Below are 25,217 nucleotides of genomic sequence, written 5' to 3'. Positions count from 1 at the left end.
TTAAAATGTTTTTAACTCGTTCCATTAGTAACAAAGGAGTTTAACGATTATGTTTGATCACTTTCGGTTATGGGAGTTACCTGGCTCATTTACAACCATGAACGGTAGTCATTCTGCAATTATATCTGTATCGGAAGTAAATTCTGAGGCAGCAAGTACTATGAGTAATGCCATGAGCATGGATCCTAAGGGAAACATGGCTACGAGTGCAGTGCAAGCATCTGCTAATAAAGCCACAAACACTGCGGGTATTGTTGAAGCTAGGGCTGGTACTGATAACTTCTCAGTACCTGATATTCAGGAAGCTTTTTTCACGAGGACTAACTTTTTTAGCAGATACTTCTAAAGCTATCAGCTTAATAAAATCTAGTTTCTGTGTGCTGGCTTCAAAACGGGGATTGAGGGGCGAGGTGTTTTGATTGAGGGATAAGTCTCAACTTTGATTTTTGCTGGCAAATACTCCGCCCTCAATTTGGCAAATTGGCAAAATTTAGGAATTGCTTTTTGTATGATGATAAGAGTCAGACAGTTAACTCAGCTGACTCTGACCAAGACTGTAAGTAGTTCCAGTTATAGTTCATAATCGGGTGTAATGGTTGACCTTTCCAAAGCATCGGTGACTCCAGAGGAAATTATGTACTCCTTGAAAAAGGAGATGCATCTGAAGGGCATCTGTCAAAAAGTTTTGTATCAACGAGTTATCAATAAAGCGGCTCAAGAAAGAGGGATAACAGTCACACCAGAAGACGTGCAAGCTCAGGCGGATGAGATCCGTTATGCCAATCGTTTGGAAAAGGCAGCAGAAACATTGGCCTGGCTGGCAGATCAGATGGTGACAGCAGAGGATTGGGAAGCGGGAATTAGCGATCGCTTGCTTGCCCAAAAGCTTGCTGAGTCCTTATTTTATAAAGATGTGGAAAAAAGCTTTGCTCAAAATCGACTGGACTTTGAGCAAGTTTTGGTTTATCAAATTCTGGTGGATTCTGAGGAAATTGCTCAGGAGCTTTTCTATCAGATTGAGGAAGGAGAAATCAGTTTTTATGAAGCTGCTCATTTCTATGATATAGACCCAGAAAGGCAGCGACGGTGTGGCTATGAAGGAAAGTTGCCTCGTTGGAGTTTTAAGCCTGAGATAGCTGCCCTTATCTTTAGTGTTCAGCCAGGAGAAGTGACTCATCCCCTGCAAACCGAACAAGGATATCATCTTTTCTTAGTTGAAGAATTTATTCCAGCTGAATTAACCGAAGAAAAGTCTAAAGAAATTTTACAGAGTATGTTTCAAGAGTGGCTCAATAGTGAAGTTAACTATATGATCCATAGTGAAATTAGTACCATCAATACTGGGGAATAATCCCAATGCTATTAATGGTTTTAGAGAGCAGGGAGCTTCGGAGCAGAGAGCAGGGGTAAGTAAATTTAATTTACCTCATAACTAAAATAACTAACGAAAATTACTAACTAGAGTGATGTAACCATGAGACGTTCCCAGACAATCAGAAAATGGATAGTTTCAGCAGATGGTACGGTTGTAGTCCAAGCCGAAAGTACAGCAACTGCCTCTGGGGATGAAGCAACCATTATTCAAGAGGTTACTGTCAAAAGAGACTAGAGTGGCAGAATTTATAGCAGAAGTTCATCCTCTTGCTATGCTTCTTATAGTAAGTAGTTTACCTATAGCATTTCTAAATCAATTATACAAAATAATTACCGTTTTTGACCTTGTCTTGAGTAAGCATTTAGCTATCAGGTTTGGGCCTGTGACCACGCTACTTGAGGTGCTATCAGCTTTGGGTCTGTGGCCAACGGCTGACGGCTGACTGCTGAATGCTTACCAAAATCTAATGCATATAATAGTACAACTCCAGTCTCAAAATAAACATGGGGGAGCAACCCAAAAAACAGGGGAGAGCGACCCAAATAGCCAGCCTCAAAATAAACAGGCGGTAGGAATTTTAATTACTTTTTGACTGCCACTTTTTGACTGCCACTAAAGACAGTTGTTTAGATCAGCACATCTATGTTTAAGAACTTGAGGAACATTTTCCGAGTTCCACTCTCGCCCAGAAATTTTTAGTCTTCGATCAATTTGCTTTACTGTAGATTCATACACGATCCCAGGCAATGGAGCAAATTTCCTGAAGTTTATAGTAACTATAATTAATAATTCGAGTTCGATGACTTTCTAGATAGTTACAAAAATTAGTTGCTTGTTTTTTCTTTAAAAGAGATATTAACTCAATAGTTTCGGTTCTTCAGTACCTACTATGCTAAATTTATAGTTTACCCCCCCCCGAAAAGCTTACTGTGTAAGGGTTATGAGGCTATTTAACCATAAATTTTTCCCATATAGCTGCCTCTTCCTCCTGCTCCGAAGTCCCTGCTCCGAACGCGCCCCGCGTGGCCTACGGCCTCAGTCCCTTTGGCAAAGTGTTAATTTAGCATAACAAGTACGGAAGAGCCATAAAAATAGGTAAGTTAACTGTTGATTAATTGATCTCAAGTCCTGAGGATGAGTGATGATTAACAATATCCGCGTTTTTGCTTCCCCTTACTTCTCCCCATCTCCCGATCAGTTTTAATCATTAGTATTTAAGGGTCGATGATATGACGACCAGATAGGGAGTATGGTGGTCTGTAAGCTGGCGAATTTAAGTTGGCGAATTATTGAGGGGTATAACCCCTAGGGTAATTGACAAACCGGATCACACTATCAGGGATCACAAAGCTTCTCTAGGAGCTGAGACATTGCTGTACTTGTGAATTTTGTTTAAAGTTTATAACAAGATTTTATCAAGAGAAAGTAAAGTAATTGTGAAACTATTGATAACTACTAAACTGATTATATGAATAGTTAGTTTAGTGAAAATGTTATGAAAACTTGACAACTCTATCTAGCTGGTTAACTTCAATCTGGCCACTTAACTTCAATAAGATTTGATAAACTTTTATTTAAGCTATTGTCAAAACCGTGAATTGATCGTGAAAACAACTTGACAGCGCCGATTTACTTCACATAGGATGATTCCGGAGATTGTCCTTGGGGTTACTGGTAAGGAATATGTAGAAAAGATTTGAAGTTTTAAGAAATATGTAAGTATATTGAGTTTTCAGGGGAAAAAACTCATAATTAATTTCACAAGCTTTTCATGAAGTTACCTAAAAAAGGGCGATCAGCCTCCCGGAGCAAGGGTGAACATCAAATTATTACTTATTACCTCGATTAGCTGGGATTGCTTAGGTGGCATCAAACGGCAAACAGTTGTTGAATGCCACAGTACTCCTAAGTCAAATCCTAATTCAACCCCAGGGAACACTACTGGGACTATCACTAGGGAAAAAGGGAGACCAGAGTCTATGTGACTACCCAGAGTACTGTTTGAACAATCAATACTGGTGCCAATCAAATGGATCCGAAGACTCCACCTAACCATGGCGCTAGTCAATACAAGGTAAAACTAACTAAAGAAGGGGTTCTACCTAATGCATCAGAAAACGGTCGGTTTAGAAAAATCAGGGCAACCACCAGATTCCCTTGGCCAATACCCGACCCAGAAATCTTCCGAGGTTATTGAACACCTAATCGCGAACTGGTTGGATAAGACCCTATCAAATACACTATTACCAGAATTTAGTCAATCCTTCCAAATTCATAACTTTGATCTAGGTGATGAAATTATACCCTATCCTAGACGGGAGTTAAGCCAAAATTATGTTCAAAATGAACCAAATAAGTATTTTTACGTGGTCTGTTGCGGGCGGGTGCGGCTGCTAAGCTTTGATGGTGAAAAACAGCGGGACGTATCCGTACAGGTTCTTGAAGAGGGGGCAACCTTTGGGGCTGAGGAACTGTTGTGCAACCTATCTTATCCTTACCAAGCGATCGCAGCGAGTTCAGGACAGATTGCTCGGATGTCCTTAGCTGAACTGCAACCTTGGTTAGAACAGCTACCGGAGTGGCTCGAACACCTACAGCAACAAGCTCAGCACCGGCAACGCTTGATTTTCTTCAAGACCTTAACAGCATTGCGATCGCTTGACAGCATCACTCTACAGCAATTGTTGCCCTACCTGGTAGACACACGGATTTCCGCTGGGGAGTCCTTAGTTAAGTCTGGCCAAGTTGGTCGTTACTGGCTACGTAGTGGTCAGATTGAAAGGGGCGGAGTTCAACAGAATTGCCCACTAACTATTGCAAGGGGCGAAAGTTGGGGCTATCCTCAGCCAGTGCCGGAAGATTGGATTGCTCAAAGCGATTTATGGGTAACCCATCTACCAAAGGAACATTGGGAAACTGCCCAAATGATGGCACCGGTGCTGGCAAAGTTGAGTCCACAGACGGGTCAAACCTCTGAAAATGGACACCAGAAATCAGGGGCGACTAGCGCCATAGTCCACCCAGTCCGTACTCAGCCCGGTCACAGAGTACCGCTAATTCCATCCAACCTCCCTACCAATGGAAATGCTGAAACACAAAGTAACTCGACCCAGGCTGAGTCTAAACTGATACCATTTCCCGTACCGACGAAGCGACCTTTTATTCAGGGGTTGTGGCAACGCTATCCCTTCATTGAACAGCAATCCTCTTCAGATTGTGGCGCTGCTTGCTTGGCAATGATTGGACGCTACTGGGGCAAACGATTTAGCTTGAATTCCCTACGGAATCTGGCTGGAGTGGGGCGTTCTGGGTCATCCCTGAAAGGGTTAGCCAGAGCATCAGAAACCTTGGGATTTCAAGCTACTCCAGTTAGAGCGTCTTTAGCTCGCCTAGCGGATCGGAGTAACCCCTGGATTGCTCACTGGCAAGGTGATCATTATATAGTTGTCTATTCGGTCAAAGGGGAGAAGGTACTTGTTGCGGATCCAGCTGTGGGAAAGCGGACGCTTTCTCGACAACAATTTCTAGAGGGTTGGACAGGATATGCGCTGCTGTTGAATCCTACTCCCCAGCTAGCAGGGACTCCCAATCAAAAGATTTCTCTGAATCGCTTTTGGGGATTGCTATGGCCCCATCGCATAGTCCTGTTGCAAATTATCCTAGCTTCCCTACTGCTCCAGGTTTTTGGTCTGATTACCCCCCTGTTTACCCAAATCATTTTGGATCGGGTGGTGGTTAACAAAAGTGTTGTTACCCTCAATGTGTTTGCAATTGGTCTAGTCATCTTTGGCCTTTGGAGCATAGGCTTGAGTGTCACCAGACGCTACCTGCTGGATTACTTTTCCAATCGACTCAGTCTTACCTTTGTCAGTGGCTTTATTAAGCATACCCTCACACTACCCCTGAAGTTTTTTGAATCCCGCCAGGTGGGGGACATCCTGACCCGAGTCCAGGAAACTGGGAAAATTCAGGCGTTCCTGACTCAGCAAGCCATTGCTACTTGGCTGGATGTGGTAATGATGTTTGTCTATGTGGGGCTGATGCTCTACTACAACTGGCACCTAACCTTGCTGGTCCTGGCAACGATTGTACCGATTGCGATTTTGACCATAGTTGCCAGTCCATTTCTACGCCAAGTGTCCAGGGAAATCTTTAAAGAAACAGCAGCACAAAACTCCCTGTTAGTAGAAATGATGTCGGGAGTAGCAACTGTCAAAGCAGCAGCCTCTGAACAAGAGGTGCGCTGGCGCTGGGAAGACCGCCTCACGGGTCAGTTGAATATGGTATTCAAAGGACAGAACTTGGCCAACGGCTTAGGGTCAGTCAGTGGGTTGATTAATAACCTCAGCGGCACGGCTTTACTGTGGTTCGGGGCAAGTCTGGTAATTCAGGAACAGCTCACGATTGGTCAATTTGTGGCATTCAATATGCTCATTGGTCGGGTGATTAGCCCGATTTTGTCTTTGGTGGGACTTTGGGATGAGTTCCAGGAAATCTTGGTATCGGTGGAACGGCTCGATGATGTCTTGACCACCCAGCCAGAAGAGAATACCCAAAAACCCCTGATGCCATTGCCTGCGATCGCGGGGCATGTCCAGTTTGACAATGTCAGCTTTCGCTATAGTGAGGATGATGAACAATACACCCTTCAAAACATTTCCTTCGAGGTTGCCCCTGGAAAGACCATAGCCATTGTCGGACGCAGTGGCTCGGGCAAAAGTACCTTGGTCAAGCTGCTCCAAGGACTCTATCACCCAACTACAGGCCGTATTTTGATTGATAGCCACGACATCCGACATGTTTCTCCCCAGTCTTTGCGCTCTCAATTAGGTGTGGTACCTCAAGAATGCTTTTTGTTTTCAGGGACGATTTTAGAGAACATCACCTTATACAAACCTGAGTATAGCCTCGAACAAGGGGTAGAAGTTGCCAAATTGGCTGAAGCTCATGTGTTTATTCAAAACCTGCCCCTGGGATACAACACCAAGGTTGGGGAGCGAGGGTCTAACCTGTCTGGGGGACAACGGCAACGGATTGCGATCGCCCGAGCCTTGCTGGGTAACCCCAAGATTCTGATTCTCGATGAAGCGACTAGCTCCCTAGATACAGAATCCGAGCGACGTTTTCAACAAAATTTAGCTCGCATTAGTCGCGATCGCACTACCTTCATCATTGCCCACCGTCTTTCTACGGTGCGCAATGCCGACTCTATACTGGTCCTCGACCAAGGTCTGATCGCAGAGCGCGGTACCCACTCCGAACTCATGGCTGAGAAAGGTCTGTACTACCACCTAGCCCAGCAGCAGCTGGATCTTTAACCCTGGCATTTATGAAAGTTTGTAAATGTTTTTTGTAAAAAATCGCTCTCGGGGTGATCAGGGGTGATCAGTATATCCCCCACTGTCTTCAACATTGACTTTCACCAAGGTTCGTGTTCTCAGTTTAAATCAATAGACACAAAACTACCAGTGATTATGGGTGAACTACCATGAACAAACCACAACCATCTATCCCGTCTAGAGAGGGACTCCCTGAGGGACAAACCCCTCACCCTAATCTAACCTCAGCTGAGATTAGATCGATCTATGGGGGGACAGCGGTATCAGCACCACCACTCCCCCAATCAGCTAATCATGTTCAAAATCCGGTCACACCAACATCATCACTAGGGGCTACCAACACTGAAAACTGGTCAACAGCCCTACAAAATTTACTGGATCAGCCACCATCGGTACTGCCCCAGAGACTGCTTTTGGGAGGATTCGCCTTCTGTATGGTCTGTGGGGTTTGGGCAACCTTTGGGCAAATTGACGAAGTGGGTAAAGCCACAGGCAAGTTAGTGCCAAAAGGAGAAGTGTATAAAATTCATCCGATCCAATCCGGCAAGGTCGCCAAGATTGCGGTCAAAGAAGGGGAATCGGTTACCGCTGGGCAAGTCTTGGTGGAACTGGATAAAGAACTTGGCGCTACTGAAGTAGAGCGTTTGGAGCAACTGATCAATGCTGACCAAATCAAATTAATTCAGATGCAAGGGCTGATTGAAAACATCCACCAAGAAGCCCAAACCCGTCAGCAAATTGCCAAAGCGGACATTGACGCACAACAGGCCGCTATCGCTCAGGCACAGACTAAAGTAGCCGCCTTACGAGAACAACTGATCCAACATCAGCAGGCAAACGTCGCCAGTCAGGACAGACTAGAACGCCTAAAACGGCTCAAGGCGACTACCCAAGCACTGCTCCAGCAACGACAGGATGATGCATTTGCCCTTAAGGAACGCCTAGAGAATCTCAAACCCCTGTTAGCATCAGGGGCAATCTCAAAAGAACAAGTATTTCAAGCAGAACATAGCCTACGAGCGAGTCAGCGGGTGATTACCCAAACCCAACTGCAAGAAGCAGCCAGTAACCAAGACCAGATTTATCAAGCCCAGCAGAGTATACGCGATCGCAACAGCGCGATCACTCTGACTCACAGCGATCTCAACCAGACCTTAGCAGAAATCCAACGACTTCAGGCAGGTCTAACTCAGAAGCAAGCGGAAGTGCATCGGACTCAGCTAGAGACCAAGCAGAAACTTCAGCAGTTGGAGATCGAACTGACTCAACTAAATGCCAAAATTGCTGAAAACCGCAATCTGCTAACTAGTGCGAAAGCTAGGCTCAAACAAAAGTTTCTCTATGCACCGGTGGATGGAGTAGTTTCCTCCCTCAATGTTGCCAATATTGGTGAAGTCTTTCAACCCGGTCAAACCATTGCCGAAGTAGCGCCCCAAGATGCGCCCCTGGTGTTATCAGCTAGTTTACCTAATCAGGAGGCAGGCTTTATCAAAGAAGGAATGCCGGTGCAAATCAAGCTTGATGCCTATCCCTATCAGGAATACGGCATCATCAAAGGGAAAGTCACTTCCCTTTCTGCCGATGCCAAAACTGATCAACAACTTGGTTCGGTTTATGAGGTGGAAGTTTCCCTAAACCGTGACTACGTTACAGAAGACGATCAAATGATCCGATTCAAACCTGGTCAGACAGCCAAAGCTGACATCATTATCCGCCGCCGTCGGATTGTGGATTTCTTGTTAGATCCGATCCGACAGCTGCAAAAAGGTGGTGTCAATCTATAGCAGGACTAACGCAATTTAGCCATCGACATACTGCCTGTAGGGTAATGGGGGTGGTACTAAATCCAGGTCGATTAACCCTGATGGCACAACCAGTCAGGGAAGAGGAGTACAAGGGAGGAAAAGGGATTGACTGACAAGTCGTGGGCTTTGCCCAGTTAGGGAAATTTCTGCTCAGAGGTAGCATTGAGCACGGTCAGGGAAAAGCGGTTTGAATTACCTATGGATAAAGGATTTCACAGTCTTTTCACAAAATCTGATCCAAATGTTCACGAAATCTGATCAGAATTTTCATAAAGCTTTGTTCAAAATAGTCTTTACTGAGAGTGTTCCAAGTTTTAGAGGTTTGTCAGTCAACTAGGGGCAAGGGGGGAAGAATCTGGTGTTGTCCAAAATGGGGATGATTGATGGAGATTTAGAAGAAGAGAATCCTGATCTATCAATCGTTATTGATTGGTAAGAGATTATTCGAGATCACCCGATCACCCGATCACCCGATCACGCCATCTTCGGAGGTTTCACAACTCAAATCAGATGGTTAGATCAGTACTCTAACTCTTCGCTTAATTGACCAACCAGAATCACTGACTATTGAAACTAGAGGTAGAGTTCAAGCGTAAATCCTGCAAATCCAATTCGTTGACCTTCAGATCAAAAAGAAATCATCATGAGTTACTCCATGCTTCGTCGTTCTAATCGCCCACTGGGCAAAACCCTAGATCCTGAAAAGATTAGTTTGATTGAAGAAGCAATTCGCGATCGCAAGTATTCCTGGGCTTGTGTTTTGATGCTGCGTTATTTGGGTCTTAACCCCTTAGAATACATACCGTCGCGAACCTACTGCCGATTGCGACGGGATAACGAGAAAATGGACTCACTCAATCCAGCTACAACCGACAGCCTTAAGCAGGATAGGGAAGATGCTCAGAAGTGCTTAAGGAACATTAAAGATCTCGACTATGCAAAGCCCCTTGACAGCAGAAGCCAACTAGTTCAAGGGGGCTCTAAAGAACAGTGGTTTAACAAAAAATTGCCAAAATTATACTCAAGTACTAGGAATATAAGGTGTTTCTAGGGACTGGTAATCTCACCGTAAGTATTCAGCTATCAGCCATCAGCCATCAGCCATCAGCTATCAGCTATCAGTCATCAGCTAATGCCCTACAGATGGTGCTACTTGAGATGCTTTTGAATAAGCGATGCAGAGGTGCGACCCGTGGCGAATTAAATTACGGGTCAAACGCACCATTACGGTCTTGGGGAGGCAGTGCGGTCTTGGGGAGGCAGCGCGGTCTTGGGGAGGCAGCGCGGTCTTGGGGGTTTCCCCCATGAGCGACTGCCGTGGTTCCCCCCATGAGCGACTGCCGTGGTTTCCCCCACTCGCGCTTTGCATCAAGACAACAGGTAAGCATTGGAATAATGCTGAGTTACATCTGAATAAAACAGGTAAGCATTGCTTTAATCTCTGTTACTTCAGGATTAGGCTGACTGCTGACTGCTGACTGCTGAGTGCTGAATTCTGAATGCTTACACCTCACCAGGGCTGATAGCTCAATGCTGACAGTCCCCCAATCGCTGAATTTATAGCAGAAGTCAGAAGTCAGAAGTCAGAAGTCAAACTCTTGCGCTTACTTAGGTTTGAGACTAATGTCGATGTCCTAACTGCCCTGGCGACTGCTATATTTTGTTTTTTATTAATTTTTTGATACTGCATAAATTAAATTGCATTAATACTCCCAAGTTATTTTTCCATAACTTGGGCATTTTTCATAACAATTTGTAACATTCAACTCTCCCTAAAACTTTACCGCCAAATTGGCTTGACAAGTGAGACAAATTAAATTAAGAACGGTAGGATAAAAGTAACAACAACAAAACCATTGTTGTTAGCTACCTACCTAACTTAATCAAGGCTCGAGCTAAAGTTTCCGCCAAATTGGCGTGACAAGTGAGACAAATTAAATTAAGAGCGGTAGGATAAAAATAACAACAACCAAGTTGTTTTTAGCTACCTAACTAATTTAATTAAAGTTTCCGCCAAATTGGCTTGACAAGTGAGACAAATTAAATTAAGAGCGGTAGGATAAAAATAACAACAACCAAGTTGTTTTTAGCTACCTAACTAATTTAATTAAAGTTTCCGCCAAATTGGCTTGACAAGTGAGACAAATTGAATAAGAAGCGGTAGAATAAAACTAACAACAACCAAGTTGTTAAGTAAAAACTAACAAAAGAGCAGACCAACCATGAATATTTCTGACCTAAATCACATCGAAGTTGTTAACGAAGAAACCAATATCGTTGGTGGTTCAGACCTATACCGTAGTGTAACTTTCTATGATGTTAAGGACATTTATATCACTGAATATATCGATATTGACAAGTATGTTGACTCTTATGTGAGCCTTCGCGGCAACCTGGCTACTGCTGAAGCTACTGCTAGTGCCGATGGTTACAATAGTCTTAGTGAAACCTTTAGTGACGCTAAAGCTACTAATTACAGCTCTGATTCAATTTCTTTGTCTGTGGCTGCGGTCGGCTACTAATCTTAGTAGGGACTAATTGTAGTACCTGATTAGATGGCTGGGGGGGAAGCTTTTCTATCTAGGATAAATTCATCTCTAGATTTAGAGACCAATGCTTCCCCCTTAATTAAGGCAAATAGAAAGATGAAATGGGGAAGCCTTTCTATCTAGGATAAATTCATCTCTAGATTTAGAGACCAATGCTTCCCCTTTAATTAAGGCAAATAGGACGAAATAAGGAAGATTGTCTAGGCTCATGGCTTAGCAGTAATTCGTTGGAAACACTTCAAATTAACTGGGTGGATACAATAAAAAAAGTAACGGAGAACCTGGAACAAAAATGAATGGTTTGCGTAACGTTAGTTTACTGAAAATTATCAGTTAACAAAAAATAGTGATGGCCATGTAGTTTTAAATGTAGTTTTAAATTAAGGATTTTGGGATAGGAACCCCCTTTTTATTAAAAAAGGTGAGGCTTATCCATCCTTATCATCAATTTAACAGGCACAGCTATACACGTAGAGGGTGATTAATGATTATTAATAACCTAGATTTTGCTCGGGAACATGTTCAATAAAACTGGATTATAGGCGGTGCAATTGCTCAGGCAAATACCACAACAATTGCTACAGCTGACCTGGCAATAGCCGATGCTGATGCATTCGCTGATGGCGATCAAACCTCAGCAGGGGCTGATACTGATGCAAGAGTAATAAATACCAAGGTTTCTAAGAAGAGCATCGCTAAGGCGAGTGCTGATGCTGAGGCTAGGACTAAGCAAGGACTTTTCCGGGCTAAGTCTGACAGTTTGTCTTTGTTTTTAGGTATATATATATAGATAATACCGATTTTGGTAAATCCGGCTATAAATCAATAAGGGTTTTCGGTAATTTTCGGTAATAGGTAAGGGAGACTAGGGGATGGGCGACGGAAACTAAAGTTTCTATAGTTTACCACCCAGCCCCTAACTTGATAATGAGGAGTAAATTGAATTAGGAATGAAGGGGAAAAGATTTTCATTCCTTTTTTAGGTTGAGCCTAAATTTCCTAAACTCATTGGCATAGTTTTGGAATGGAGGGATTTTTGTTGATAGTTAATATTTGATGCTTGGTAGAGATAAGGCGTGTAGGAGCGGCAGTAAAACAGTTAACGGTCAACACTCAACACTTAACACTCCACAAACCAGGTTCAACAGGTGCAGTTTAAGGGTAACACAAGGCTGATAGCCGATTAATAGCCATGGTTAATTTCAGCAGAACATTGACAATTCTTCCTCGTGTGAGTCTGATTAGAAAGAGTCTCGGAAAGAGTCTCACACAGAGGTTGACAAAGCCCATCACAGACAGCATCGAACAGAACCATAGTTTAACTACTAGTTCAACTGCGACTACAAACAATTTTTCAAACAATTTTTCCAGTATAATCAGAAACAATAGCCTCACTATCAATGGTAACGATGGTAGTAGGATAGTAACTAACGACTCACGAACAAATAGCACAAATAGCAGTTCATGGACTAATCGCTGGAGTTCAAGCAGTAGCGATCGCTTAACTAGAGGTATTTGATAGCACTGGTAATGGCATTGCTGATGCCACTTTGGTGAAATTCAATAACGATATTCTAGCTGTAGTCCAAGGAACCGTGGATGGACAGGGTGCAACCACCCTAACTAATGCTGATTTCATCACAGTATCTGATGCAATTTAAGCATAATATTGATAAGTATTCGGAATCACCCCATCCCTTACATTTGTTAACTCATCCGTTGCTCCATATATTGCCCCATTACCCGATCAGCTAAAATCTGAACAAGGAAAAGCTAAGCATGACTATTCTTTCTAGAGCATCCCTTGAACCACAGGAAATTACTGAGTTTCTGAAACGAGAAATCCAGCTAAAAGACGTCTCTGAGAAAATTTTGTATCAAAAAGTCATTAATCGAGCTGCTGTCGAAAGAAACCTAACCGTCACCGCCGAAGAAATTCAGGAAGAGGCAGATAAATTCCGTCACCAAAATCGCTTGGAGAAGGCTTCAGACACTCTAGCTTGGCTAGCCGATAATATGATTACTTCCGATGACTGGGAAGCCGGAATTCGCCAGCAATTGCTAGCTAAAAAGTTATCCAAATCTCTATTTGATAAAGACGTGGAAAAGTTTTTTGGTCAAAACCGACTAGATTTTGACCAAATCTTGCTCTATCAAATTATTGTAGCTAACGAGAAACTTTCCAAAGAACTCTTCTATCAAATTGAAGAAAAAGAAATTAGCTTTTATCAAGCCGCTCATATCTATGACATTGATGAGCAACGCCGACAGAAGTGCGGTTTTGAAGGGAAGCTTTACCGTTGGAATTTACGTCCAGATATAGCAGCGATTGTCTTTGGTGTACCTATTGGACAAGTGGTCAATCCGGTCAAAACTCCTCAGGGTTATCATATCTTGATGGTAGAAAGGTTTATCCCTGCTGAATTAACACCGGAAAGGTACGACGAGATATTGGATAGACTGTTTCAGGATTGGCTCAATCGTGAACTCAACTATATGCTTCATAGTGACACTATGGTTGATAAGGTTGAGAGTCAAACTGCGGAGGCGTTGGGTCAGTAGTGGAATGATTTAGGGTAATGGGTAATGGGTAAGTCAGCTATCAGTCGTCAGCTATCAGTCGTCAGCTATCAGCTATCAGCTATCAGCTATCAGCTATCAGCTATCAGCTATCAGCTCTCAGCTCTCAGCTCTCAGCTGATAGCTTACCCTTTAAAGTAGGTAAACCTCAATCAACAAAGCCATGGAGACATTAAATTATGATTCGCTCCGGGATAATCAGAAAATGGATAGTTTCACCAGATGGAAAGGTAGTAGTCCAAGCCGAAAGTAGGGCATTTGCATCTGGTGATCAAGTAAACACCAGTCAAGAGGTTACTGTGACCAGAGAGTCTGGCAGGAGTTATAGTAGAAGTTCCAGCTCTAGCTTTGCTTCTTCTACGGGAAAAAATAAGGGAGCAAAATCAGGAAAAAAATAAGGGAGCAAAATGCTCCCACTAGTGGTATTTTTGTCAACTAATGACTAATTATATCAAATCCGGTTGACTAATTATCATATTCCTGATCGGGGAATTAGTAATTGGTAATTTGGTAAGTATTAATGGGTAGTTAACGATTACTCATTACCGATTGCTTATGACCAACAATCCAGGAGTTGATAAGTGATTAACCGGACTTGATTATTAGTATGATTAATCCCTTAATAATTTTGACTTATCGGTAAAACTTTTAGTTTTTACTCGGTATCCAATGCTCAGTAAACCGAAGAAAAGTAAGCCTAGCAAGTTTGACGATTCAGGAGCTTTAACGGTTACCTTATTCGTTTTAGCTTCGACTAAGGTCAAATAAGTTGCTGTTTCGAAAGTGCGCTCATAATAACCCTGAACATCAGCCAGAGCAAATTCCTCTGTTCCTCCAAACAACTTAGTAAAGTCGTTATAAGCAAACACATTGTCACTGTGAGCAGACACAAGGAAATCATCATATCCTAGAGTCTCTAAATTACCAGAGAGAGCGAAGAAGTCGATGGGAGTACTCAAGTCATTGGTGTCATATAACTCGAAAACTACGGTGCCCTCGGCACTTGCACTTTCAGCAGGTGGATTGTCGATCATGGTGATTAGATCGAGAAAACCATTGAAATCGAAAGAAAAGGTTTCCCCTGCATCGACAAAGAAGTTGTAACCGATAAGTCCAGCAAAACTTTCCGCAATACCACGGTAGTTGCTTCCTTCACCCTCAGCGGTACTCAAAGATTTATTACGAGCTCGTTGTAGTGGATCGGGTGAATCAGGGTTAAAATTTGACTCCGCGTTCGCCTCAACAATCACCTCACCCCCAGTTGAAATCACAAAAGTGTCGGCTTCAGACATGGTAACCACTTCCAGAGGATCAGTACTAAAGTTTCTGAAGTCAAAGGATCCTTTAGACAAAGCGAAAGTAGCAGCCAAACTTGGTGCAGCAGCGAGAACGGAACCGGTTACTGTAGCGAACAGTAAGAATTTTTTAGCAATGGTTTTGTTCATTTTCATAATTTTCTGGGTGTTGTGGAATAAATTTCAAGCAGCGAAGTTTTTTTTAACTGCCTAAATTTGCGGTTCAATTTGGGAAATTTAAGGCACAATAATTGTTCTGATACTAGTGTTGTAATTGTTGTAATCAACAGTAAGCACAGATATTGATTGGTGCCAACACAAAATCCGGAAAATGATTATAAAGAATGGTAAAATTTTTACTTCATATCATTCTTTAGCCGGAAAAAATCCCTATTTATAGGTAAGTATTCAGATCAGGCAATGGCTGATAGCTGGTAAGCGTAGCATGCGCGTAGGGCGTTAGCTGACGGCTAAATACTTCCATTTATAGATTAAGAATAATCTAAAATTCGCTATTAATTATAAAGTCAGCGTAATTCTAAGTATAGATTATTTAAAGATTTTGTGAACTTAATTTACGGCAGTTAAATAATTTATCAAAAGCTTTGATTGGATGCTTAAACAGCTTTGAATAGCTTGTGTTTCATAATGGATAATAATTAATATGTAATCGTAAATCAACTAATAATTGCCAATTAAATTAAAAGATTACATGTCGGCTATAATCCTGAGATAGTCTGGATTTAGCCAATTAGTTTACGCAATTTATTAACCTAATTTTTATCCAACTTGGAGGGAATAATCAGGGATTTATTTTTCAGTAATTTAGTTCTCAGTAATTAAAACTATGCTCATGATTGTCTAGGTATAGTTGTGGAGCATAGCGACCTTAAACCTAGAGCTGGTAATGATTTTGGGACGCTTGTCTCCCCCCCAGAGCAATTACCGATTATAATAATTAGTCAACCGGAGATGATAAGCGCGTTTGTATTTGAGATGTAAACCTAGAAGGTCTTTTTTTATTGGAAAATAAAACTCCGGATCTCTTGCCCCTCTTGCCTGCCCCCCTTACTAAGGGGGGTTAGGGGGGATTCCTCTTGCCTTTTGCCTTTTTCTGCAATACGTGTGTTTACAACCTAGATCCAAACGCTATAGTATTATTTTATTCAGAGAAATTTGTGGGTTAGATCAAGCTCGGTTAATCCCGTCGTTTATCCTAAGACTATCAACGAATTAAGCTAGGGTACTTGAGCCGAGTTATGGATCATTTGATGGTGTTATGTTAAAATTAAGCATAATTTATATTTCAGCAATGGAAAACTTAAAGACAACTTAACTAGGAGTCCTGTTTCTAGTTTAAAGTGTCACGATTTTAAAAATCTAATCTCTGCTAATGCCACTAACTTTGAGAACGTCAGTAAGTGTAGGACAGTAAGTCGGTAAACCAAAGGTGGTTGGATTAACGGGGTTGTGATAAATAAAATGTCGGTAATTCAAGGAAAACCGACTCCAAGGATCCATCTGAATCCGGAACAGCACAATAAAGATATTGGCAAGCCAGATAAACAATGGTAGGCGAAAATAAATTTGTTTACCAAGATACCTACAAACTTCTTCTACGGCTTGGTTAACACTCAACGGCTGACAACCCAAAACCAATCTACCGCTAGACATCCACTCTGGTTCTGCACTCAATGCTTGAGAAGGAGGATGATCAATCAGGTATCGCACCACCTGAGCAATATCTTGGGCGTGGATGAAGTGGAAACTGCCATCAGCTCTAAACCAACGAATCAAGTTAATCCATTTGACAATATCTGGGAGTCCCGATGACAGATGGGAGTAGGGTTTAGTTTCGTGTCCCCCCAGTACCAAGGTAGGAAAGAGGGTAGTAATCTTAGGAGCGGACGCTAATTGGGATAAGCGCTTGAGACAAGTGTATTTGGAATAGATATATTCTGTTCCAAGTTCACCGGCTTCTTTCAGTAATTGGTTATTCCTATCCAGTACACTAGCAGTAGAGAAATAAATCACTTGCTCACAAACAGTAGGGTCAAGCAAGTTGATTAACTGGATAGTTTTGACAACGTTAATATCAAATGTTTCCTGTTGCCCTCCCCAAGCAGTTGCTGCCAGAATTGCCGCATCCATTGTCTTGAGCAAGTCACCAAAGTCTTCAATCTGCTGCAGGTCACCTTCTAGGATGGTAATGCCAGCACGCCTCTTGTCGCCACACTTCAAGTCGTCAAACTTGAATTTGTCAGGGTTTCTGACTAACAAATACAACTCATGGTCAGTTTCGAGACTTAAGGCTTCAGTGATGTAGTGACCAATGCAGCCACTAGCACCAGTCATAAAAATCCGCTTGGAGGTCATAGGATTTTCGATTTTCAATTCAATTATGTACTCCCGATGCTGACCTAACACTAACAAACAACTAGGTCAACTACTTCTAGGGGTACAAGAAGGTTTTGATCGAGTGAAGAACACTTCCTTGATTGTTGTGGTGATGCATCTTGAAGGATTCTATCCTTAGTCGTCTAATCAAGTATCTGCACTCTCAAGATATTTCTATAAGGTTGTTAATCTCATCCCCTTGAAGGGGATGAGACTGAAGCGAGGATTCCATTTAGTGGAGGGGCTACCTGGACAAGTAAACGTCTGCACCTTGAAAGCCCGGTCCAACTCTGACCGAAGGATACCCTAGGGAGGACTAGCGCTCCCCGAACCTATGACTGCTAGAGGGAGAAAATGGCACAGAATCTGGTTATCGATTCTCTACTCTCTCTTGTGTTATCGACTATTATGCATGAACAGCCATTAATTTATCTGCCTGTTTGGCAGTTTCAAAGAAGAATCTAACATTATCTTCTGGAGTGCCGGGTAAAACACCATGACCGAGATTTAAGATATGACCTTTGTGGCCAGCTTTGCGAATAGTATCGACAATGCGATCGCGAATAAAAGCTTGTGACCCAAACAGAACTCCTGGGTCGATATTGCCCTGGACTTTCATCTTATCACCCAATCTTGTTCTAGCTTCTGCCATGTCTACGGTCCAGTCTACGCTGACCATATCAACCCCGGATTGTCCCATGCGTTCAAGCACTCCAGCGCTACCACTGATATAGAGAATGAAGGGGGTATCTGGGTGAGTGGCTTTAACCTGCTGTACTACTCGCTGCTGATAGGGTAAGGCAAAGGTTTCGTAGTCTTGGGGACTCAGTTCACCTGCCCAAGAGTCAAACATTTGTATTACCTGAGCACCGCTATTGATTTGATAACGGACATAGATAGCGATCGCATCCGCTAGCTTACCCAAGAATTGGTGTAGCATAGCTGGTTGTGAGAAGGCCATCCCTTTAATGATGGAGTAATTTTTAGAACTTTTACCCTCAATCGCATAAGCGCCCAAAGTCCAGGGAGCACCGACAAAACCCAGCACTGCTGCGTCATTGCCCACTTCTTGCCGTAGCGCCTTCAAAATTTCCCGGATAAACCCAAATCTATCTAAATCCAACAGATGTAGCTGGTCAATTTGTTCCTGGGTACGAATCGGTTGGTTAATGATTGGCCCTTTACTTTCGACAATCTCAAACTCGATACCAATCCCTGGTAATGGAGTTAGAATATCAGAGAACAAAATCACTCCATCTGGTTGAAACGCTTTCCAGGGTTGTAGAGAAATCTCAATCGCGATGTCTGGATTTTCGGAGCGCTCGCGAAAACTCGGATACTTATCCCGTAAATCGCGATAAACCTTCATATAACGACCTGCCTGTCGCATCATCCACACAGGGGGACGGTCTAACACCTCACCACGAGCCGCCCTCAACAAATAAGGAACCTGGGTTGACCCAGCCATATGGTATCTATCCTATTATACTTTTTTAAGTGTATTTGTCAGCTTATCATGGTGGTATTCCCTTTACTCTCCTGATTTGAGAAGATTAAAAAAGTGTTAATAATAAGTTACATTCTAAGACGGTGCCTTCGTTAAACTGAGATCTTGCACCATTGTCATTAATCGTACGGTGGGCAGTAGGGTGGGCAGTGCCTACCAACGCGCTTTGCAAGCTTCATTATCTGTCTGGTGCACTGCCCACCCTACATGAACTGCTAACCTGCCAACTTTCAACCTGCTAACCTGCTAACCTGCTAACCTCCAACCCAACTCAAGGTCCCGACCTCAGCATCTAGTTCAACCAGCTGTCCGACAGGAAGGGCAGCGTTAACCCCATCGTGACCGAAAGGCAAGTCAGAGACAACCGGTATACCGAGATCCCAAATGCGATCGCGCAACACTTCCTCCACAGTCCAGCTAGGAACATCCTTGGGAGGAGCACAACGGCTAAACCGCCCTAACGCAATACCTTTCACCCCGGCCATTGCACCAATCATGCGCCACTGAGTCAACATCCGGTCAATGCGGTAGGGAGCCTCAGTTACATCTTCGAGAGCAAGAATCACCCCTGATAAGGAAGGTTGTAGGGGTGTACCGAGCAGATGAGTAGCGACCGTAAGATTAGCCGGTAGCAACACACCAGAAACTTTCCCATCTCCCCAACCAACCCCTTTCAAGGGAGCTATGGGTCGTCCTTCCACCCAATCAAACAACCGATTGAGTGACCATTCCGGTTCACCAGCAATAGTAGTCAATAACGGACCATGAACACCGGAAACCCCTATCTGACCAAGACTCCACAGTAAAGCAGTAATATCAGAAAAACCAATCAACCACTTCAACTGTTCTGGCCATTGTTCTGGCCATGTCCAGTCTTCCAGAAGTCTAGCGCTACCATAACCTCCTCGACCACAGAGAATGCCCCGACATTGGGGGTCAAGACAGGCTTCGAGCAACTGTTGGCGTCGCTGACTATCAGTCCCAGCTAGGTAACCTTCCCTAGCGTTCCAGTTCTGTGGTAATTGGACATGGTAGCCACGGGATCGCCAAATCTCAATCCCCCGATTGAAAGCATCAACCTCACGCAAGGTTCCACTTGGCACAATTACTCGCAATACATCTGGCGGTTTTAATGGTGGTGGTAGCTGGCATAAAGAAAAACCAGCCATCATCTGTTGCACATAAAGTTGATTCACGCGCTCCGATACTTTTTAGCTACCAAAGTCTACCAAGATAGACCAAGGCTCGCCAATGCAAGATGCCATAGCATCCAGGGGGTATCTCCCAAAGCTCTCGGGAATATCCCGCGAGCGCCATAAAAATGTCAAAAAAGTTTAACACCGGGATTTAACCGCAACTATTAAAGCCTTGGTTTTCGGCTTTAATTTAAGTTACATAATAATCACTGTCGGTGTTACCCTAATTTAAGTCTAACAAATAATAAGAGTTTTTGGTAGACTCTGCGACATTTTATCTAGCTGTTTACTAACCCTTTTTCTTGTTTCTCAATTTGCGTTGCAGCAATCGTTGCTTGCTTTGCAAATCCACGAAAAAGCGAGGGCGTTCTACCAGTTCACCTGTCGATACAGCCAAGAACTTTTCGAGTCCCAAATCAATTCCGATCGGATCACCATCAGGCATTGGTTCAGGAACAGAAACATCGGCTTGCAGAATCAGCTGAGCGTACCAGCCCGACGATTTCAACACGACCCGAACTTGCTTGATCTCAAATCCTTCAGGAATAGGTCGATGCAAGTGGATCGGCACGGTTCCAATTTTCGGCAGTTTGATCTCAAATCCGTTGACAGGATTCGACTTGAACTGCGGAAACACAAACGAACGATACTGGCCCGACTTTTTGAATCGAGGAAATCCAAACCCTCTGTGTTGCATGAACTTGAACGACTTATCCAGTCGCTTCAAGGCATCTTGCCAAACTTGGGAGTGAACTGCCTTCAGTTGTCGAATCAACTTTTTGGCTTTGGTAAGAGCGTTCTGCTGTTTGTAGTAGTCAGGGTATGGCGTGTCAGCAGGGATGATGTATTCGAGTCTGATGCTGCAAGCATTGACCAAGCATTTACGCGAATTGATCCAGTCCTTACGCTCTGCCAAAGCATAGTTATATACGCGACGGCATTGCTCCAACCAGCCAAGCATTTTAGCTTCCTGGTCAAGTCCTGGATAGATTCGGTAGCTGTAGGTCAAGTTCAACATCCGTGTATTCTAACAGATTTACATCTTCTGTTAGAACCGATAGATAGTATGTCGATTTTCGGGGCATCGAACGCGCCCCGCGTCTCCAAAGGAGAAACCCCTCAATCGACCCGGGGTGTCCATGTATCCCGACGCTAACCTTTCAGGTACAGCGCGGGACTTATAGCCTCCCGAACCCCCCATTAGTTAACCGCTTAAATAAATGTTACGAATAGCCTAGGGCTGAATACTCACCTTACCGAAATATTGAACTAAAATCCCCAAAAGCGCTATCCTAGTAAGGTGTGTAGCTAAGATGTATAGACTATCAAAACTCTGGCGACCTAGTAAAGTAACCATAATAACAAAACCATCACAATTGACAATTGACGTATGTTTGATGCTCTCGCCGAACGCTTAGAAGATGCTTGGAAAAAACTACGGGGTCAGGACAAGATCTCTAGTTCTAACATCCAAGACGCCCTAAAAGAAGTGCGTCGCGCCCTCTTATCGGCAGACGTCAACCTACAAGTAGTCAAAGATTTCGTTGCTGAAGTAGAAGCGAAAGCACAAGGCAGTGAAGTCACATCAGGTGTTCGCCCTGACCAGCAGTTCATAAAAATAGTCTACGACGAACTGGTGCAAGTGATGGGGGAAACCAATGTTCCCCTAGCCCAAGCAGACACCCCACCAACCGTTGTGCTAATGGCTGGTCTACAAGGTACTGGTAAAACTACGGCTAGTGCCAAACTCGCTTTACATCTGCGTAAGCAAGAACGTAGCTGTCTGTTAGTGGCTACAGACGTGTATCGACCCGCAGCCATTGATCAATTAGTCACCCTCGGTCAACAAATTGATGTACCGGTGTTTGAGTTAGGTACAGAAGCTGACCCAGTAGAAATTGCTCGTCAAGGGGTAGAACGGGCAAAAGCAATGGCTATCGATACGGTAATTATCGATACAGCGGGACGACTGCAAATTGACCAAGAGATGATGGGAGAACTCTCCCGCATCAAAGAAACCGTCCAACCCCACGATACTCTACTAGTGGTGGATGCCATGACTGGTCAGGAAGCAGCAACCCTGACCCGCACCTTCCATGAGCAAATTGGCATTACTGGGGCAATTCTCTCCAAACTTGATGGGGATAGTCGTGGTGGTGCTGCCCTTTCAGTCAGGCAAATTTCAGGTCAGCCGATTAAATTTGTCGGGGTTGGGGAAAAGGTCGAGGCACTACAACCATTTTATCCTGACCGGATGGCATCCCGGATTCTGGGTATGGGGGATGTACTCACCTTGGTTGAGAAAGCCCAGGAAGAGATTGACATCGCTGATGCTGAACAGATGCAACAGAAAATGCTGGAAGCAAAATTTGACTTCAGCGATTTCTTGAAGCAGATGCGCCTGTTAAAGAACATGGGCTCCCTTGGTGGGTTGATGAAACTGGTTCCAGGCATGGGCAAACTCAGTTCTTCTCAACTTCAACAAGGGGAAACCAAGCTCAAGCAGTCCGAAGCTATGATTAGTTCCATGACCTCCGAGGAGCGTCGTAACCCAGATTTATTAGCTAGCTCTCCGAGCCGCCGCCGCCGCATTGCCCAAGGTTCTGGTCATACGGAAAAAGACGTCAGGGGTCTGGTGAGTGAATTTACCAGAATGCGATCGCTTATGCAGCAAATGGGTCAAGGTCAGATGCCAGCCATGGGGGGGTTAGGTGGTATGTTAGGTGGTATGGGTGGTGGAAATCCTCGTAATCAACCTGGTTGGCGTGGTAGTGGCTCTGGCAAGAAAAAGAAAAAAGCCAAGAAGAAGAAGGGATTTGGGGAATTATAGTAGAAGGTCAGCTAGTAAAAGGTTAGAAGGTTGTTCGCGTAGCGTGACCGAAAGGTCAAGGTTAGAAGGTTGAAGGTTAGAAAGTTGAAGGTTACCCTGAAGGTTAGCCTGTTGTTCGCCTTTGGCGTTCGGTGTAGGGTAGTTTAGCCAGTAGAAGGTTAGCCAGTAGAAGGTTAGCCTATTGTTCGCCTTTGGCGTTCGGTGTAGGGTAGGTTATCTGGTAGAAGGTTAGCCTAAAGTTTAGCCAGTAGAAGGTTAGCCAGTAGAAGGTTAGCCAGTAGAAGGTTAGCCTGAAGGTTAGCCCGTTCCCTGAGGCGTGCGGAGTAGGGTAGCTTAGAAGATTGTAAACCGGTAGCGGCTTGCCTGCTGATTCAGTTAAAATCTTCAACATTCAACCTGTTCACTTTCAAACCCCCAAAGATCGCTTAAAATCAAACAGGTGAATTAATTAGGTACAATGATCAAAATCAGATTAAAACGATTCGGTAAAAAGCGTGAAGTCAGCTATCGCATAGTGGCCATACCCAGCAGTGCCCGCCGTGATGGACGTCCTCTAGAAGAACTGGGATTCTATAATCCAAGAAATGATGAAACGAGGCTGAATGTACCAGCAATAGTGAAGTGGCTCAAAAATGGAGCTCAGCCAACACAAACCGTGCGTAATATTTTGCAAAAAGCCAATGTTTTTGAACAAATCAGTACCTGAAATCCTATCTGCTTCTGTTCGAGATGATGACCCAGATTATTCAGCACTAGTGAGATTTTTAATCGAGCCGTTCTTGGAATCACCAGACTCCCTCAGCGTAGACTGTGAGAAATCAAATGGGAAAGAGCGTGTGTGGATTCGACTAGCTTTTAATGGAGAAGATAAAGGGCGAGTTTTCGGTCGTGGTGGTCGCAATATTCAAGCGATTCGGACAGTAATTAAAGCAGCAGCCCAAGCTGCTGGTCAAACTGTTTATTTGGATATCTATGAAGGCTCAGGCTCAGGTAGTAGCCCTCGTCGAGACAATGGCCCTAGTCGTAGATCCATTGTCAGAAGAAGTTTACCTCGCCGAGTGTCCAGACCTAGAGTAATTCCAAGATTTCCCTCCTAGTGCTCTAGTTTTGAAGGTTTCGGTAATGAGAGGACCATGGAGAAAAGGGGGTGAAGAACATCCGGCTGCTGTACCTCTCATTACCAATGGCAGGAAACCTTGAAGATTGGTAATGAGAGGTAGATTGAGTTGTATATTAAGTTACTTAAGTTACCAGTTAACTTCGATAGTTGAGACTGAAGCCTGTAGTTGATAAACCTTGAGTGAAGTATCCAAAACAATTGAGCTACCCAGCCCAGAAAGTGCAATCGCCTTGGTTGGAGACCAGGAAGAAAACCTGAAAACCCTATCACGGCAAACCGGTGCGCATCTGGTGCTGCGAGGGCAAGAGTTATTGATTTCTGGCACCGAGAAACAGGTCGAGCGGGTATCATCCCTAGTGCGATCGCTTAAAATCTATTGGCTCGAAGGTAAAAGGATTACAGGAGTAGACATCCACACCGCAATTCATGCCTTAGATACCAAGCGACAGGATGAATTACAAGATTTACATCAAGATGTGCTGGCTCATACTCGCCGGGGTGAGGTGATCCGAGCTAAAACCTTCCGGCAACGGCAGTATATCAAAGCTGTACTAACCCATGACCTCACCTTCTGTGTGGGGCCAGCAGGCACTGGCAAAACCTTCCTAGCTGTGGTAATAGCCGCTCAGGCGTTACTAAATAATCAATATGAACGACTGATTCTGACACGACCAGCGGTAGAAGCTGGTGAAAAACTTGGCTTTTTACCAGGAGACTTGCAGCAGAAAATTAATCCCTATTTGCGCCCCCTCTATGATGCTCTCCATGAACTGATTGATACAGAGAAGACCGCCAATTTAATGGAACGGGGCATTATTGAAGTGGCTCCCCTAGCGTATATGCGAGGTCGCACCCTCAATAATGCCTTCGTGATTATTGATGAAGCTCAGAACACCACACCAGCCCAGATGAAGATGGTTCTGACTCGTTTGGGTTCACGTTCTCGGATGGTAGTGACTGGTGATCTCACCCAGACCGATTTATCTAGCAACCAACCCTCAGGATTAGCGATCACCCTAAAAATATTAAAATCTGTAGAAGGCATTGCTTTCTGCGAACTAACTAATAAGGATGTTGTCCGTAATCCCCTCGTTCAGAGGATTGTTACTGCTTATCAAAACTATGAAAAGTGAAGAATTGGTATAAACTTTGGTATTCACTAGGGATCTCCAACCAGAGTGAAAGCAGCCCAATAGTAGGGATGAGAAAAGCTTTGTTTTCCTG

At 43.8% G+C, this 25,217-nt stretch carries 20 protein-coding genes and 2 pseudogenes; 15 read left to right on the top strand and 7 right to left on the bottom strand.

The annotated features are described in order from the left end of the window. The first annotated feature begins 49 nt into the window (after nucleotides 1-49). From F6K38_RS12250 to F6K38_RS12240, 3 genes are all read left to right on the top strand, one after another. A complete protein-coding gene (locus F6K38_RS12250) occupies nucleotides 50-346 on the top strand; it encodes a hypothetical protein (protein ID WP_008191080.1) in 297 nt (98 codons plus the stop codon). 246 nt (nucleotides 347-592) lie between these two features. Next, a complete protein-coding gene (locus F6K38_RS12245; RefSeq protein ID WP_008191078.1) occupies nucleotides 593-1,351 on the top strand; it encodes a foldase protein PrsA in 759 nt (252 codons plus the stop codon). Nucleotides 1,352-1,474: 123 nt separating this feature from the next. Next, the gene (locus F6K38_RS12240) at nucleotides 1,475-1,609 is read left to right on the top strand and encodes a hypothetical protein (protein WP_008191076.1); all 135 of its coding nucleotides are present in this window, start codon (nucleotides 1,475-1,477) and stop codon (nucleotides 1,607-1,609) included. Between the two features lie 134 nt (nucleotides 1,610-1,743). On the opposite strand, the gene F6K38_RS12235 is transcribed toward F6K38_RS12240, so the two are convergent. Then, the gene (locus tag F6K38_RS12235) at nucleotides 1,744-1,917 is read right to left on the bottom strand and encodes a hypothetical protein (protein ID WP_008191074.1); all 174 of its coding nucleotides are present in this window, start codon (nucleotides 1,915-1,917) and stop codon (nucleotides 1,744-1,746) included. Nucleotides 1,918-1,987: 70 nt separating this feature from the next. After that, nucleotides 1,988-2,246: pseudogene (locus F6K38_RS12230) on the bottom strand (ISKra4 family transposase); the annotation flags it as partial. A gap of 992 nt (nucleotides 2,247-3,238) precedes the next feature. Here F6K38_RS12230 and F6K38_RS12225 point away from each other — a divergent pair. From F6K38_RS12225 to F6K38_RS12190, 8 genes are all read left to right on the top strand, one after another. Beyond that, entirely contained in the window at nucleotides 3,239-3,427 is a 189-nt protein-coding gene (locus F6K38_RS12225) for a hypothetical protein (RefSeq protein WP_131826828.1), read from the top strand. Between the two features lie 53 nt (nucleotides 3,428-3,480). Further along, nucleotides 3,481-6,693, top strand: coding sequence for an ABC transporter transmembrane domain-containing protein (locus F6K38_RS12220; RefSeq protein WP_008178911.1), 3,213 nt, complete (start codon nucleotides 3,481-3,483; stop codon nucleotides 6,691-6,693). 170 nt (nucleotides 6,694-6,863) lie between these two features. Further along, complete coding sequence (locus F6K38_RS12215) at nucleotides 6,864-8,498, top strand: beta-barrel domain-containing protein (protein ID WP_008178913.1); 1,635 nt, start codon at nucleotides 6,864-6,866, stop codon at nucleotides 8,496-8,498. A 664-nt stretch (nucleotides 8,499-9,162) separates the two neighbouring features. After that, complete coding sequence (locus tag F6K38_RS12210; protein ID WP_044492142.1) at nucleotides 9,163-9,570, top strand: HetP family heterocyst commitment protein; 408 nt, start codon at nucleotides 9,163-9,165, stop codon at nucleotides 9,568-9,570. Next, nucleotides 9,561-9,827 (top strand): hypothetical protein, encoded by a 267-nt coding sequence (locus F6K38_RS12205; protein WP_008178921.1) that lies wholly within the window; start codon nucleotides 9,561-9,563, stop codon nucleotides 9,825-9,827. The genes F6K38_RS12210 and F6K38_RS12205 overlap by 10 nt, the downstream gene beginning before the upstream one ends. Before the next feature lie 914 nt (nucleotides 9,828-10,741). After that, nucleotides 10,742-11,041, top strand: a complete 300-nt coding sequence (locus tag F6K38_RS12200; RefSeq protein WP_008178922.1) for a hypothetical protein — start codon at nucleotides 10,742-10,744, stop codon at nucleotides 11,039-11,041. 1,806 nt (nucleotides 11,042-12,847) lie between these two features. Further along, nucleotides 12,848-13,630, top strand: coding sequence for a peptidylprolyl isomerase (locus F6K38_RS12195; RefSeq protein ID WP_008178926.1), 783 nt, complete (start codon nucleotides 12,848-12,850; stop codon nucleotides 13,628-13,630). A 197-nt stretch (nucleotides 13,631-13,827) separates the two neighbouring features. Beyond that, nucleotides 13,828-14,046, top strand: a complete 219-nt coding sequence (locus F6K38_RS12190) for a hypothetical protein (protein WP_287265061.1) — start codon at nucleotides 13,828-13,830, stop codon at nucleotides 14,044-14,046. 213 nt (nucleotides 14,047-14,259) lie between these two features. Here the strand turns inward: F6K38_RS12190 and F6K38_RS12185 are convergent, their stop codons facing one another. The 5 genes and pseudogenes from F6K38_RS12185 to F6K38_RS12165 all read right to left on the bottom strand — a co-directional run. Beyond that, a complete protein-coding gene (locus F6K38_RS12185) occupies nucleotides 14,260-15,093 on the bottom strand; it encodes a hypothetical protein (RefSeq protein WP_287356660.1) in 834 nt (277 codons plus the stop codon). A gap of 1,230 nt (nucleotides 15,094-16,323) precedes the next feature. After that, nucleotides 16,324-17,319: an NAD-dependent epimerase/dehydratase family protein gene (locus F6K38_RS12180; RefSeq protein ID WP_287252385.1), complete on the bottom strand. Its 996-nt coding sequence runs from the start codon at nucleotides 17,317-17,319 to the stop codon at nucleotides 16,324-16,326. 427 nt (nucleotides 17,320-17,746) lie between these two features. Then, nucleotides 17,747-18,808 (bottom strand): uroporphyrinogen decarboxylase, encoded by a 1,062-nt coding sequence (gene hemE / locus F6K38_RS12175; protein ID WP_287356658.1) that lies wholly within the window; start codon nucleotides 18,806-18,808, stop codon nucleotides 17,747-17,749. Nucleotides 18,809-19,101: 293 nt separating this feature from the next. Next, on the bottom strand, nucleotides 19,102-20,019 hold the full coding sequence (locus F6K38_RS12170; protein WP_287312702.1) for a S66 peptidase family protein: 918 nt from the start codon (nucleotides 20,017-20,019) through the stop codon (nucleotides 19,102-19,104). Between the two features lie 316 nt (nucleotides 20,020-20,335). Further along, nucleotides 20,336-21,061 (bottom strand): annotated as a pseudogene (locus F6K38_RS12165) (RNA-guided endonuclease InsQ/TnpB family protein); the annotation flags it as partial. A gap of 372 nt (nucleotides 21,062-21,433) precedes the next feature. Here F6K38_RS12165 and ffh point away from each other — a divergent pair. The 4 genes from ffh (at nucleotide 21,434) to F6K38_RS12145 (ending at nucleotide 25,126) form a co-directional block, all read left to right on the top strand. Further along, nucleotides 21,434-22,873, top strand: coding sequence for a signal recognition particle protein (gene ffh, locus F6K38_RS12160; protein ID WP_008178942.1), 1,440 nt, complete (start codon nucleotides 21,434-21,436; stop codon nucleotides 22,871-22,873). A gap of 457 nt (nucleotides 22,874-23,330) precedes the next feature. Beyond that, on the top strand, nucleotides 23,331-23,579 hold the full coding sequence (gene rpsP, locus F6K38_RS12155; RefSeq protein ID WP_287252380.1) for a 30S ribosomal protein S16: 249 nt from the start codon (nucleotides 23,331-23,333) through the stop codon (nucleotides 23,577-23,579). Next, nucleotides 23,554-23,970, top strand: coding sequence for a KH domain-containing protein (locus F6K38_RS12150; RefSeq protein WP_008178947.1), 417 nt, complete (start codon nucleotides 23,554-23,556; stop codon nucleotides 23,968-23,970). The genes rpsP and F6K38_RS12150 overlap by 26 nt, the downstream gene beginning before the upstream one ends. A gap of 199 nt (nucleotides 23,971-24,169) precedes the next feature. Then, nucleotides 24,170-25,126 (top strand): PhoH family protein, encoded by a 957-nt coding sequence (locus F6K38_RS12145; RefSeq protein WP_287252378.1) that lies wholly within the window; start codon nucleotides 24,170-24,172, stop codon nucleotides 25,124-25,126. The last annotated feature ends 91 nt before the right edge of the window (nucleotides 25,127-25,217 follow it).

The sequence above is a fragment of the Moorena sp. SIO3B2 genome, from assembly GCF_010692525.1.
Classification (GTDB): domain Bacteria; phylum Cyanobacteriota; class Cyanobacteriia; order Cyanobacteriales; family Coleofasciculaceae; genus Moorena; species Moorena producens.
Note: the sequence above shows the minus strand (reverse complement) of the source record. Positions and strands in the feature narration are given on the sequence as shown.

Bases quoted from the DNA above. Each gene is read 5' to 3' on its own strand.
- F6K38_RS12250 (WP_008191080.1), top strand. From the start codon at position 50: ATGTTTGATCACTTTCGGTTATGGGAGTTACCTGGCTCATTTACAACC.
- F6K38_RS12245 (WP_008191078.1), top strand. From the start codon at position 593: ATGGTTGACCTTTCCAAAGCATCGGTGACTCCAGAGGAAATTATGTAC.
- F6K38_RS12240 (WP_008191076.1), top strand. From the start codon at position 1,475: ATGAGACGTTCCCAGACAATCAGAAAATGGATAGTTTCAGCAGATGGT.
- F6K38_RS12220 (WP_008178911.1), top strand. From the start codon at position 3,481: ATGCATCAGAAAACGGTCGGTTTAGAAAAATCAGGGCAACCACCAGAT.
- F6K38_RS12215 (WP_008178913.1), top strand. From the start codon at position 6,864: ATGAACAAACCACAACCATCTATCCCGTCTAGAGAGGGACTCCCTGAG.
- F6K38_RS12210 (WP_044492142.1), top strand. From the start codon at position 9,163: ATGAGTTACTCCATGCTTCGTCGTTCTAATCGCCCACTGGGCAAAACC.
- F6K38_RS12200 (WP_008178922.1), top strand. From the start codon at position 10,742: ATGAATATTTCTGACCTAAATCACATCGAAGTTGTTAACGAAGAAACC.
- F6K38_RS12195 (WP_008178926.1), top strand. From the start codon at position 12,848: ATGACTATTCTTTCTAGAGCATCCCTTGAACCACAGGAAATTACTGAG.
- F6K38_RS12190 (WP_287265061.1), top strand. From the start codon at position 13,828: ATGATTCGCTCCGGGATAATCAGAAAATGGATAGTTTCACCAGATGGA.
- F6K38_RS12185 (WP_287356660.1), bottom strand. From the start codon at position 15,093: ATGAACAAAACCATTGCTAAAAAATTCTTACTGTTCGCTACAGTAACC.
- F6K38_RS12180 (WP_287252385.1), bottom strand. From the start codon at position 17,319: ATGACCTCCAAGCGGATTTTTATGACTGGTGCTAGTGGCTGCATTGGT.
- hemE (WP_287356658.1), bottom strand. From the start codon at position 18,808: ATGGCTGGGTCAACCCAGGTTCCTTATTTGTTGAGGGCGGCTCGTGGT.
- F6K38_RS12170 (WP_287312702.1), bottom strand. From the start codon at position 20,019: ATGATGGCTGGTTTTTCTTTATGCCAGCTACCACCACCATTAAAACCG.
- ffh (WP_008178942.1), top strand. From the start codon at position 21,434: ATGTTTGATGCTCTCGCCGAACGCTTAGAAGATGCTTGGAAAAAACTA.
- rpsP (WP_287252380.1), top strand. From the start codon at position 23,331: ATGATCAAAATCAGATTAAAACGATTCGGTAAAAAGCGTGAAGTCAGC.
- F6K38_RS12150 (WP_008178947.1), top strand. From the start codon at position 23,554: ATGTTTTTGAACAAATCAGTACCTGAAATCCTATCTGCTTCTGTTCGA.